Origin of the sequence: Clostridium neuense (genome assembly GCF_045310695.1) — a bacterium.
Lineage (GTDB): Bacteria > Bacillota > Clostridia > Clostridiales > Clostridiaceae > Clostridium_S > Clostridium_S neuense.
In genome coordinates, this window is record NZ_JBJIAA010000016.1 from 54434 (window position 1) to 67702 (window position 13269).

The window sequence follows — 13269 nt, forward strand, 5'->3', positions numbered from 1 at the left end:
TTAGTTAAATATTATTAAGGAGATATTATGAAGTATAAACTAGATGATTCACAAAAGAAGGCAGTTACTTTAAATGAAAAAAATGTACTTGTTGTTGCGGCACCAGGCTCTGGAAAAACACTTGTTATAATAAATAGAACTGCATATCTAATAAAAAATAAAGGAATAGAGCCCAAAAACATCATTGTCATAACTTTTACAAAAGCAGCAGCTAAGAATATGAAAGAAAGGTATATTAAAATTTACGGAGAAAACAATACACCATTTTTTGGAACCTTTCATGGACTGTTTTATAAGATACTAAAAAGGTATAAAGGAAGCATAAAGATAATTGAGGAATATGAGAAATACAGGCTTATTCGTGGTATTTTATTGAAGTATATGGATGAAATAAGTGATGATAAAATAAAGGAAGTTATAAATGATATATCTTTAATGAGAAGCAGGGAAGAAAACATAAATACGTTTAAGTCTCACGTTGATTTAGAAGTTTTTAAAGAATGTTTTGAGGGATATAATAGGTATAAATCCGAAAATGGACTTATGGATTTTGATGATTTACAGATAGAATGTATAAAATTGTTTAAAGAGAATAAAAGGCTTCTTGAAGGATATGGAAGACTTTTCAAACATATTCTAGTGGATGAATTTCAAGACGTAGATTCACTTCAAATAGAACTGCTTAAGATGTTTAATGATACAAGCAGTATATATGCAGTTGGCGATGAGGATCAATGTATTTATTCATTTAGAGGTTCAAAGCCTGAGTGTATGGTGGAATTTCAAAATATATTTAATGGTGGGGAAAAGGTATATTTAAATACCAACTATAGAAGTGTAAATAATATTGTTGAAATATCAAAGGAACTTATAGGAAATAACGTTATGAGAAACTCCAAAGATATTAATTCTTTTAAAGAATTCCAAGGAAATATAGCTATTATTAATAGTAAAAATGAAAACATTGAAGCCGAAAAGATAACTTTGGAGATACAAAAAGTAAAGGCGGCTTCGGAATGTAAATATTCTGATATTGCTGTATTATATAGAACAAATGTTGAAAGCAGAGGTTTAATCGATAGTTTTATAAGAAGAAATATTCCTTTTACATTTTTAGATAGGGAATATAATTTTTTTCAGCATTTCATATGCAAGGATTTAATTGCATATTTAAAACTTAGTGTAGATGAATGTGATAAGGAAAGTTTTCTTAGAATAATAAATAAGCCTTTTAGATATATAAGTAAGCTTGCTCTTGAAAAGGTTAGAAAAGAATATTATAAAGAAAACTGTTTTGACACGTTAAGAAAAATAGAGGATATACCTGTATTCCAATTGAATTCTATAGACAAACTTGAGAAAGATATAATTTGGTTAAATAAAGTATCTCTTTTGAGTGCAGTACAGTATATTATTTCAGACCTTGGCTACGCTGATTACATAAAAGAATACTCTATAAAATATGGACTTGATGTAAATGAACTCAATGATATAATAGAAGAATTTAAAAGTTCGTGTGAAGGCTATAGTACAATAATTAATTTTTTGATTCATGTTGATAAGGTAGCGGAAACCATGAAAAAGGGTAGATTCCATAAGGATGAGGACAGAGTGATTTTAAGTACCATTCACGGCGTAAAAGGAATGGAGTTTAAAAATGTATTCATAGTAAATTGTGTGGAGGACAACATACCACATAAAAATAGCCTTCCAGATAACATTGAAGAGGAAAGAAGACTTTTTTATGTTGGAATAACAAGAGCAATAGATAACTTGTGGCTCTGCATAGCAAATGAAGTAAAAGGCAGCGTAAGAAAACCCTCGAGATTCATAAAGGAATGTAAGCTTCAAGAAAATGGAGTAGAACTTGCTTTTAAAGAAGGAGATGTTGTTGAGCATACAGCCTTTGGCAAGGGAAAAATAATAAAACTTGATGCAGAGGTTACGGAAATTCAATTTGAAAATGCAGTTAGGAGATTTGATACTACGGTACTTGCTAACTGTGATTTGGTTAAAAAAGTATACTAATCATCAGTGTATAAATACATTCCTTTTTAAGGTAGGAGATTGAGCTTTTTTAATTTTTTCTATCTAAAAGAAAGTCATCGGCTTAGTTGAGGTTGTTAAACTAAGAGGGACAACTTCAATAAGTTGATGGCTATTTATTTAACTTAATTAATTTGATAAAAATAGTTTATTCAGATATGATTAGGTTTATCATATTTTTTTTAATAAAGTCTACATATTCACTAGGTGGAGTTTTATCTGTTATTAAATAGTCTATATCGCTCAAATTACAATAGGTTATTAAAGAGCAAACATCGAATTTTGAATAATCAGCTAGTACAAATACCTTATTGCTTTTTTTTACAGCCATTTTTTTTATCTCTCCCTCAAGAGGAGAAGAATTTGTAATTCCATTAGTTGTTGATATACCTGTAGTGGCCATAAATGCTTTATTTATATTATAATTTTTGAGCAAATTTAGTGAATCTATTCCTGCAAAAGAATTGGTTTCTCTAACCAAGGTACCTCCAGTAGAGATTATATTTAAATTTTCATATTTAGTGGAGTTTGTGATGAAAATTAAATTGTTAGTTATTATAGTTAGATTGTTTTTATCCTTTAAAAAATCCACCATATTTACTGTGGTTGTGCCAGAGTCTATAAATATTATGTCTCCATCATTAACAAAATTTGAAGCTGCTTTAGCTATTAAGGTTTTACAAGAACTATTCTTTATTTGTCTTTCATTAAAAGGTACTAGCGAATTGAAGTTAACAGATACTCCTCCATATACCTTTTTTATATTTCCTCTTTTGATTAATTCTTGAATATCTCTTCTTATAGTATTTTTAGAAACTTTAAAAATATCAGTTAGTTTATCAAGGGTCACAGTATTATTTTCTAAAACATACTCTTCTATTTGGTTCATTCTCGTTGATTTCATAGGCTTTCTCCTTTTGACAAAGTCTCATAAATATATTTACTGTGTAGAATAAATGTTTCTATGATGTAATTTGAAATTTTATTACTATTGAGTAAATTCAAGTGTTTATACTATATATTATACATTTAAATTCATAAAAGTAAACAATTAATTGGTAAATTTAGTTAAAATATAGCCAAAATATGCTCATAAAGTTGCTAAGAATACAAGGCAAATAAAAAAATATTAAAAAGGTTATGGAAAATATTGACAATAAAATGTCTTGGTGGTAATATATGAACAAACGTAATTGCAATATAATCAAAATATAATTATAAAATAATCAATACATAATTATAATATAACCATAATATAATTATAATATAACGATACAGTGATAAATATAATGAGGAGAGGGTGAATAAATGAGTAATTTATTTTTGATGCCAAGGTATGCTTTCACAGGAGAAGGAGCTTTAAATACAGCAGGTGAAAAAATAAAATCACTTGGTAGTAAAGCTCTAATTATAACAGATGATGTTATGATGAAATTAGGAAGTGTGAACAATGTTACAAGCTTATTGGAAAAAGAAAATGTAGAGTTTTTTATTTATCATGAAGTAAATGGTGAACCTACTGATATTATGGTTAACAATGGAGTTAAGAAATATAAAGAGGAAGATTGTGATTTCTTAATAGCATTAGGTGGAGGAAGTCCTATTGATACAGCAAAAGCTGTGGGAGCAATGATAACTAATCCTGGCAATATAAATGATTATCTAGGAAAAGTAATACAAAAGGAAACACCTCCACTAGTTGCTATACCAACAACAGCAGGAACGGGCTCAGAGGCAACTCAATTTACTATAATAACTGATACTGGTAGAAATATAAAAATGCTTTTGAAAGGACCTTATTTGATTCCAACTGTTGCAGTCATAGATCCTATTTTTACAATGACATCTCCCAAAAGTGTTACTTCTGCAACAGGACTTGATGCATTAACTCATGCAATTGAGTCATATACATCAAAACTTGCACAACCTATGTCTGAAATATTTTCAATTTCTGCCGTAAAAAAGATATTTAATAATTTGCTTGAAGCTTATAACAATGGAACTAATGTTAAAGCAAGAACAGAAATGTCCATAGCAGCACTTCAGGCTGGAATAGCATTTAATAACTCTTCAGTTACTATAGTACATGGCATGAGTAGACCAATAGGAGCTCTTTTTCATGTGCCACATGGTCTTTCTAATGCAATGCTTCTTACAGACTGCTTAAAGTTTGCGTTACCTGGTGCTACTGATAAGTTTTATGATCTTGCAAAAGCCGTTCAAATATATAAAGACGGAATGAGCAATATAGAGGCTGGTCAGGCATTTATAGATAAAGTTGGAAAGCTGTGCTGTGATTTACATGTACAAAGTTTAGAAGAGTTTGGAGTAGATAAAAATAGATTTTTCAATAGCTTAGACAAAATGGCAGAAGATGCACTAGCTAGTGGAAGCCCACAAAATACAAGAAGAGAAGTAAAGAAAGAAGATATAATATGCATATATAAAGGATTGTGGAATTGAGGCGAGGCTTATGTCATTAGAAAAATTAGAAAATTTATTAACTAAAGCAGATAAAGAAGGTTATGGAGTAGGTGCTTTTAGCATTGCAAATATGGAAATGGTAATGGGAGTTATAAAGGCGGCAGAAGAATTAAATGCACCTATTATACTTCAAATTGCAGAAGTAAGATTACCTTATTCTCCACTTCAATTAATAGGACCTGTTATGATGAAAGCAGCAATCAATGCTAAAGTTCCTGTGGCAGTGCATTTGGATCATGGTATTAGTATGGAATGCATAATGGAGGCTCTTAAGTTAGGATTTACTTCTGTTATGATTGATGGATCAAAATATCCATTAGAGAAAAACATAAATTTGACCAAACAAGTTATAAAGGAAGCAAATAAATATGGGGCTTCTGTAGAAGCTGAAATAGGAAGGGTTGGTGGAAGTGAAGACGGATCTGAAAAAATATCGGCCATGTATACTAATTCCCGTGAAGCGAAAAGATTCTTTGAAGAAACGGGTGTAAATGCACTGGCTGTAGGAATTGGAAATGCCCATGGAGTATATAAGGGTTCACCTAATTTAAATTTTGAAGTGCTTAAAGATGTAGATGAGAATGTAAACGTACCACTAGTACTCCATGGAGGATCAGGTATAAGTGATGATGATTTTAGAAAATGTGTGGCTTTGGGAATTAGAAAAATAAATATAGCAACTGCTACATTTATGTCTGTCGCTAAAAATGTAAAGGCGCTTTGTGAAAAATGTGACAGCGTTGATTATTTTAAATTTCATGAAGCAGAGATTAATGGCGCTTACTTAAATGCAAAGAAGCATATTAAAATATTTGGAACTGAAAATAAAGCGTAGGGGGGATAAAAATGAAGTATATTGAATTTGATAATAATAGAAAATTTGATGTAATACCACTTGGAAGAGCAGCAATAGACTTTAATCCAGTAGATATAAATAAAACTTTGGCTGAAAGCACAACTTTCAAAAAGTATCTAGGAGGTTCGCCTGCAAACGTAGCAGTTGGACTTGCAAGATTAGGGAAAAAAGTAGGCTTTATAGGAAAGGTATCAAATGATAGATTTGGTGATTTTATAATTGATTACTTTAAAAAAGAAGGAATAGATACATCGCAAATTTGTAGAGCAAAAAATGGTGAATCCTTAGGACTTACATTTACAGAAATATTAAGTCCTATAGAGAGCAGTATTTTAATGTATAGAAATAGCATTGCAGATTTAAGTCTTAATGTAGATGAAATTGATGAAGAATATATAAAAAATGCAAAGGCTATTTCAATATCAGGAACAGCATTAGCACAAAGTCCATCTAGAGAGGCTGCCCTAAAAGCATTAGAATATGCTAAAAAGCATAATACAGTAGTTATTTTTGATATAGATTATAGAGAATATAATTGGCATAATAAAGATGAAATTGCAATTTATTATTCTATAGTTGGGAAAAGTAGTGATTTGGTAATAGGCTCAAGGGAAGAATTTGATCTTATGGAAGGACTAATTGCAAAGGACAGCAGTGATGAAGAAACTGCTAAAAGGTGGATTGGATATGGAAATAAAATTGTGGTTATAAAGCATGGTAAAGATGGTTCAACGGCATATACAAGCGATGGAAAGAGTTACAATATAAAACCTTTCCCTGTAAAGCTTTTAAAATCCTTTGGTGGTGGAGATGCCTATGGTTCTGCATTTATATATGCACTTTTAGAAGGATGGGACATGATGGATGCACTTGAGTTTGGTAGTGCTTCTGCTGCAATGCTTGTTGCAAGCCACAGCTGTTCAGATGCAATGCCTACAGCTGATGAGATAAAGGAATTTATAATGACGGAAAAGGCTGAATATGGAGAAATGGTAGCAAGAGCTTAGAGTTAGGAGGAATTTATATATGAGTATGAGTAAATTTGGTGAGTTAGGTTCTTTAAAATATGGAACTAATAAGATATGTAGTATAGATGGTTCATATAAAGAAATGCTTATGGATATTTCCGTAAACAAATTAAAAAAAGGTTCAAGTGAAGTTTATGAAGAAAGTGAAAAGGAAATAGCTGTGCTTCTTTTAACAGGGAAAATAGAAATAGAATGGTCACATAACAAGAAAGTTATGGAAAGGCATTCTGTATTTGATGAGGATCCATGGTGTCTTCATGTACCACATGGCACAAAAGTAACAGTAAAAGCTGATGAAGAGAGCGAAATAGTATATCAGGCTGCAAAAAATGAAAGAGATTTTGAAGCAAAGTTTTATTATCCAAATGACTGCCAAAGTGATGTTTTTGGAAAGGGAGTATGGAATGATACTGCAAGAAGGGTGGTAAGAACAGTATTTGACTATCACAACGCCCCTTATTCTAATATGGTAATGGGAGAAGTTATAACTTATCCTGGTAAATGGTCAAGTTATCCTCCACATTATCATCCACAACCAGAAGTTTATTACTATAAATTTAATAAACCTCAAGGACTAGGGTTATGCCTTACAGGAGATGATGCACATAAGATATCAGATAATAGTTTTGTTGCCATACATGGAGGAGATGTGCATCCTCAAACGTCAGCACCAGGATATGCTATGTACTATTGCTGGATGATAAGGCACCTTAAAGATAATCCATGGACTGATAGGATAGATGTGGATGAACATAAATGGCTATGGGATAAAGATGTGAAAATATGGCCGGAAAAATAACTGGTAAAGAAGAATAGGAGGGGATTTGAAATGGGCACAATTAGGCTTACTACAGCTCAAGCGCTAGTTAGATTTTTAAACAATCAATATATAAGATTTGATGGAAAAGAAGATAAATTTATAGAGGGAGTATTTGCAATATTTGGACATGGAAATGTGTTAGGACTTGGTCAAGCATTACAGCAAGATCCTGGAGAACTTAAGGTTCGTCAGGGAAAAAATGAACAAGGCATGGCTCAAGCGGCTGTGGCATTTGCAAAGCAGAACAAGAGAAAAAAGATATATGCCTGTACATCATCTGTAGGACCTGGGGCAGCAAATATGGTAACAGCTGCTGGAACTGCAACTGCTAATAATATACCGGTTTTATTACTCCCAGGGGATACTTTTGCGACAAGGCAACCAGATCCTGTACTTCAGCAGGTTGAACATATAAATAATGCGTCTGTTACCACAAATGATGCCTATAAAGCCGTATGTAAATATTGGGATAGAGTAACCAGACCTGAACAATTAATGAATGCTATGATAAATGCTATGAGAGTTCTTACAAGTGTAGATAATACAGGAGCAGTATGTATTGCTCTACCTCAAGACGTTCAGGGGGAAGCTTATGATTTCCCGTATTATTTCTTTAAAAAGAGGATACATGTAATTCCTAGAAGGAAAGCAGATGATGAGGAAATAGAAGATGCCATTAAATTGATAGTTTTAAAGAAAAAGCCGCTAATTATTTGTGGGGGTGGTGTAAAGTATTCAGAAGCTGGTGAAGAACTTAAAAAATTTGCTTTAGAATTTAATATACCTATTGGAGAAACTCAAGCTGGAAAGAGTTCAATAGAAAGCGATTTTGAATTAAATCTTGGAGGTGTTGGTGTTACAGGAAATTTAGCAGCCAATCTTATAGCTGAAAGTGCAGATCTTATAATAGGCGTTGGAACTAGATTCACTGATTTTACATCAGGCTCGAAGGAATTGTTTAGAAATAAAAATGTTGATTTTGTTACAGTAAATGCTTCTGTATTCCATGCTTATAAAATGGATGGAACAAAGGTAGTAGGAGATGCTAAGGCATGTCTTGAACAATTAGGAGCAACTCTTAAAAAATTAGGATATAAGAGCTCATATACAAATGAAATAGCAGAGGCAAAAGAAAAATGGGAAAATGAAGTAAAGAGGTTATATAGCATTGAATATCCCAAAGCAGATTTTAAACCTGAAATAGCTAGACAAAATGAAGGATTTTTGAAAGAATTTTATAAAATGTATGGATCAGCACTTCCACAAACTACGGTTGTAGGACAAATTAATAAATTTCTAGAAGAAGAGCTTAATGGTGACTATATAGTTATTGGCGCAGCTGGAAGCCTTCCTGGAGATTTACAAAGATTGTGGAGATCAAGCAAGAAATATAGTTATCATATGGAATATGGTTATTCATGCATGGGGTATGAGATATCAGGTGCTTTGGGTGTAAAACTTGCAGAACCTAATAAAGAAGTATATGCCATGGTTGGTGATGGCAGTTATTTAATGCTGCACTCAGAACTTATAACTTCAATTCAAGAAAGAAAGAAAATAAATGTTCTTTTGTTTGATAATTGTGGCTTTGGATGCATAAATAATCTGCAAATGGCAAATGGAATGGATAGTTTTGGAACAGAATTTAGATTTAGAAATGAAGAACAGAATAGGCTAAATGCTGACTATGTTCCTATAGATTTTGCAAAATGTGCAGAAGGATATGGAGCTAAGACATATACAGTAAAGACTATTGATGAATTAAAAAATGCGTTGAAAGATGCTAAAAATCAGAGTGTATCTACCTTAATTGATATAAAGATTTTACCTAAGACTATGACAGATGGTTATAATGCTTGGTGGCATGTTGGTGTTGCTGAAGTTTCGAATAAAGAGTCTATACAAAATGCTTATATAAAAAGACAAAAATTTTTAAGCAATGCAAGAAAATACTAAATGAATTTGGTTAACATTTTAAAACACTAAATAAATTTAAAATAATTATAAATTTTAAGGAGATGTATTATATGTTAAAGGTTGGAATTATTGGTGCAGGAAGAATAGGAAAGGTGCATGGAGAAAGTATAACAAAGTATGTAAAGGAAGCACAAATCAAAACAATAGCTGATCCATTTTTAAATGAAGCTCAAAAAGAGTGGGCTAAGGAAAAAGGAATACCATATGCATACACTGATTACAAAAAAATATTAGAAGATCCTGAAATTGATGCTGTTTTAATTTGTTCTTCAACAGATACTCACTCAAAAATTTCAATAGAAGCTATAAGAGCTCATAAGCATGTTTTCTGTGAAAAACCAATAGATCATGATGTGTCTAAAATAAAAGAGGTTATAGATGAACTTAAGAAGAATCCTGGAGTTAAATATCAGGTTGGATTTAACAGAAGATATGATCATAATTTCAAAGCTGTTAAAAAAGCTGTTGCTGAGGGAAAAATAGGCCAGCCTCAAATACTTAAAATAACTTCAAGAGATCCAGAACCACCATCAATTAGTTATATAAAAGTATCTGGTGGAATATTCCTTGATATGACAATACACGATTTTGATATGGTTAGATACCTTATGGATAGTGAAGTTGTTGAAGTTTATGCCGCAGGAAATGTTTTGGTTGATAATGCCATAGGAGAAGCTGGAGATATAGATACGGCTATAATAACTTTAAAACTTGCAAGTGGAGCAATGGCAGTTATTGATAACTCAAGAAAGTCAGCTTATGGATATGATCAAAGGGCAGAAGTATTCGGATCAAAAGGTCAAGTTGCTATATCAAATGATTCGGATTCTTCAGCAGTCATATCAACAGAAGATGGAGTTAAAGGTGAAAAACCAATGTTTTTCTTCCTTCAAAGATATATGCAAGCTTATGCAGAAGAAATAAGAGAGTTTATTGATGCTATAGTAAATGACAAAGACACTCCAGTGAATGCAGATGATGGCTTGAAGCCTGTACTTATAGGCCTTGCAGCTAGGAAATCTCTAGAAGAGAATAGACCTGTTAAAATATCAGAGATAGAATATTAAACCTAAAGGTAGGAGGAATTATAAGATGTTTAATCAAGATAAAGTGAAAATAGGAATTTGCCCAATAGGTTGGACAAATGATGACATGCCTGATTTAGGAAAAGAAAATACTTTTGAACAGGCCGTAAGTGAAATGGCTCTTGCAGGATTTAAAGGTACAGAAATAGGAAATAAATATCCTAAAGATGTAAAGGTTTTAAAAAGAGCTCTTGACTTAAGAGGATTACAAATAGCAAGTGCTTGGTTCAGTTCATTTTTAACAACTAAACCTTTTGAAGAAACCAAAAAAGCTTTTATTGAACATAGGGATTTCTTACATGCCATGGGCGCGAAGGTAATAGTTGTATCGGAGCAAGGACACAGTATACAAGGAGAAATGGATGTTCCTATATTTGAAGGGAAATATCATATGAATGAAAAAGAATGGAAAATGCTTACAAATGGACTTAATGAACTTGGAAAACTTGCAAAAGAAAAAAATATGAAGATAGTTTACCATCATCACATGGGAACAGTAGTTCAAACTACTGAAGAAATAGACAAACTTATGGATATGACAGATGATAACCTTGTTTATTTATTATTTGATACAGGACATTTAGTATATTCAGGAGAAGATCCTGTAGCTATAGTAAAGAAATATGCAAAAAGAATAAAACATGTGCATTTAAAAGATGTAAGACCAGAAATGAAGGAAAAAGTGAAAAAGGAAAGTTTAAGTTTTCTTAGAGGGGTTAGATTGGGGGCATTTACAGTGCCTGGAGATGGATGCATAGATTTTGAACCAATATTTAAGGTTCTTGCTGATAGTGACTATGAAGGATGGATGTTAGTTGAAGCAGAGCAGGATCCAGCCATAGCAAATCCCCTTGAATATGCAATTAAAGGTAGAGAGTATATTCGTAAAACAGCTAAATTGTAAAGAAAAGATCTGTGCAATAAAGCATCCTCTTTATAACGGTTTTGTGTATAAAATAAAAAGGATGCTTAGAATGAATGAGAAAAAGTTATTTAAAACAATTCTCATACACTAAAAAGATATACTATATGGATTAAAAAATCAATAGTTAAAGTGACGAAATATTTTACAAAACAGGGTTTAAGTCAAAGTATGTGTAAATAAATGGGGGGAACCAAAATGGAACAGGATAGAGGTAAGAAAAAATTCTTGAGAAAGATATCAATATTAGCAACTTTTGGATCACTTTTATTTGGATATGATAGTGGAGTAATTAATGGTGCACTTAGTTTTATATCTAGAAAGGATCAACTTAATCTTACACCTTTAACTGAAGGATTTGTTACGAGCTCTTTATTGCTTGGAGCAGCTTTGGGAGCTGTAATTATGGGACGTTTTTCTGATAAATATGGAAGAAAGAAAATTCTAAAATTACTTGCAGCGATTTTCTTTCTCTCAACTTTAGGATGTGCTTTATCTCCTACTGCAGCAGTTATTATTGTATGTAGATTTATAGTTGGATTAGGAGTAGGTGGAGTATCAGTAGTTGTACCAACATTGCTTGCAGAAATGGCACCTACTGAAATAAGAGGAAGTCTTGTCTCCCAAGATCAACTTATGATTGTTACAGGACAGCTCTTAGCATATGTGTTTAATGGTGTTTTGGGTAACGTTTCTCAAAACCCTGGTATTTGGCGTTATATGATAGCGTTGTCATCAATTCCTGCAGTAGTTTTGTGGTTCGGTATGTTAGTAGTTCCTGAGACTCCAAGATGGTTAGCGGCAAATGGAAGAATTGTTGAGGCTCTAGAGGTTTTGAAGGAAGTACGTAGCGAAGCAGCGGCAGAAGCGGAAATTAAAGAAATTCAGAAAAACATTGAATCAGAAAAGCATTTGGATCGTGCTACTTTTAAGGATTTAGGAACTCCATGGATACGTCGTATTGTAGTGATTGGATGCGTAATTGCAATTATTCAGCAGTTTGCAGGAGTAAATGTAATGATGTATTATGGTACAACTCTTTTAGAAAAGTCAGGTTTTGGAACTAAAACAGCTTTGATTGCTAATATAGGTAATGGAGTTATGTCTGTTATTTCATCATGGTTTTATATGCACGTAATGGCAAACAGGTGCAATAGAAGAACTGTACTAATATTTGGATATTGTGGAACCACTGTAATCTGGCTTATTATATCTATAGTTTCGCATGTGTTTGCAGGTGCAGCTGTACTACCTTATATGATAATTACTTTGACTATGATGTTCCTTGCTATTGATCAAGCTACTATAGGACCATTAACATGGCTTTTGTTATCTGAGATTTTTCCACTCAGAGTAAGAGGAATTGGTTTTGGTGTTGCAACTTTCTTTAACTGGATAGGTAATTTTTCGGTAGGTTTGACTTTTCCTGTATTAATAGCAGCTTTTGGACTTTCTAAGACATTTATAATATTTATAGCACTTGGACTTGTATGTATAGGATGTGTAGCTAAATTTGTACCTGAAACTAGAGGAAGGTCATTAGAAGAAATGGAACTATACTTTAGAAATTATGATAAAAATCTTAATAACATAAATGTGTGAAGGATTAAAAGAGTTTTAAGATTATTAAATAGAGAATGAAAGCTTTTAAACTTTCATTCTCTATTTAATATTGGAGTTTAACGACAATTATGTTTGCTTAATATTATTCAACAATACCTTTAAACTTCTTAAATATATTGTTAAATATGTTAGCTTTGTCTGTATTTTCAGAACTATTTGAATATATTTCGGATATAATTAAGTTTATAAGTCTTTCATCTTTTGCTTTTAATTTTTTTTCTTGACTATCTAAAAGTACTTGCAGCTTGTCAACTTTATTGTTAATTTCAGTGTTAGACTTTATTAACTTTTCGTTCGTTTCTATTATTTTAGAATAAAGATCTGATGAATTTAATTTATTACCTTCTTCTGAGTGTTTTTTTACATCACTTGAATCTTCTATATCTTCTTTATAAATCATTTTCTACCCCCTACAAATCTTCAACATG

Annotated in this window: 11 protein-coding genes; 9 read left to right on the plus strand and 2 right to left on the minus strand. The window is 32.0% G+C overall.

The window, feature by feature from the left end; translation table 11 throughout:
- Window positions 1-27 precede the first annotated feature (27 nt).
- Window positions 28-2028, plus strand: a complete 2001-nt coding sequence (locus ACJDT4_RS17850) for an ATP-dependent helicase (protein ID WP_406788948.1) — start codon at window positions 28-30, stop codon at window positions 2026-2028.
- A gap of 166 nt (window positions 2029-2194) precedes the next feature.
- Here ACJDT4_RS17850 and ACJDT4_RS17855 read toward each other — a convergent pair whose 3' ends face one another.
- A complete protein-coding gene (locus tag ACJDT4_RS17855; RefSeq protein ID WP_406788949.1) occupies window positions 2195-2950 on the minus strand; it encodes a DeoR/GlpR family DNA-binding transcription regulator in 756 nt (251 codons plus the stop codon).
- Between the two features lie 404 nt (window positions 2951-3354).
- On the opposite strand from ACJDT4_RS17855, the gene ACJDT4_RS17860 reads away from it, so the two are divergent.
- The 8 genes from ACJDT4_RS17860 to ACJDT4_RS17895 all read left to right on the plus strand — a co-directional run bounded on the left by ACJDT4_RS17860 (window position 3355) and on the right by ACJDT4_RS17895 (window position 12820).
- Complete coding sequence (locus tag ACJDT4_RS17860; protein ID WP_406788950.1) at window positions 3355-4509, plus strand: iron-containing alcohol dehydrogenase; 1155 nt, start codon at window positions 3355-3357, stop codon at window positions 4507-4509.
- Between the two features lie 10 nt (window positions 4510-4519).
- A complete protein-coding gene (locus tag ACJDT4_RS17865; RefSeq protein WP_406788951.1) occupies window positions 4520-5365 on the plus strand; it encodes a class II fructose-bisphosphate aldolase in 846 nt (281 codons plus the stop codon).
- A gap of 11 nt (window positions 5366-5376) precedes the next feature.
- Complete coding sequence (iolC, locus tag ACJDT4_RS17870) at window positions 5377-6393, plus strand: 5-dehydro-2-deoxygluconokinase (RefSeq protein WP_406788952.1); 1017 nt, start codon at window positions 5377-5379, stop codon at window positions 6391-6393.
- Window positions 6394-6412: 19 nt separating this feature from the next.
- Window positions 6413-7213, plus strand: a complete 801-nt coding sequence (locus ACJDT4_RS17875) for a 5-deoxy-glucuronate isomerase (RefSeq protein WP_406788953.1) — start codon at window positions 6413-6415, stop codon at window positions 7211-7213.
- 30 nt (window positions 7214-7243) lie between these two features.
- Window positions 7244-9190: a 3D-(3,5/4)-trihydroxycyclohexane-1,2-dione acylhydrolase (decyclizing) gene (gene iolD, locus ACJDT4_RS17880; RefSeq protein ID WP_406788954.1), complete on the plus strand. Its 1947-nt coding sequence runs from the start codon at window positions 7244-7246 to the stop codon at window positions 9188-9190.
- Between the two features lie 71 nt (window positions 9191-9261).
- A complete protein-coding gene (gene iolG, locus ACJDT4_RS17885; protein ID WP_406788955.1) occupies window positions 9262-10278 on the plus strand; it encodes an inositol 2-dehydrogenase in 1017 nt (338 codons plus the stop codon).
- Window positions 10279-10303: 25 nt separating this feature from the next.
- Complete coding sequence (gene iolE, locus ACJDT4_RS17890; RefSeq protein ID WP_406788956.1) at window positions 10304-11200, plus strand: myo-inosose-2 dehydratase; 897 nt, start codon at window positions 10304-10306, stop codon at window positions 11198-11200.
- 216 nt (window positions 11201-11416) lie between these two features.
- Complete coding sequence (locus tag ACJDT4_RS17895; RefSeq protein WP_406788957.1) at window positions 11417-12820, plus strand: sugar porter family MFS transporter; 1404 nt, start codon at window positions 11417-11419, stop codon at window positions 12818-12820.
- 103 nt (window positions 12821-12923) lie between these two features.
- On the opposite strand, the gene ACJDT4_RS17900 is transcribed toward ACJDT4_RS17895, so the two are convergent.
- Window positions 12924-13241: a hypothetical protein gene (locus tag ACJDT4_RS17900; RefSeq protein WP_406788958.1), complete on the minus strand. Its 318-nt coding sequence runs from the start codon at window positions 13239-13241 to the stop codon at window positions 12924-12926.
- Between the last annotated feature and the right edge of the window lie 28 nt (window positions 13242-13269).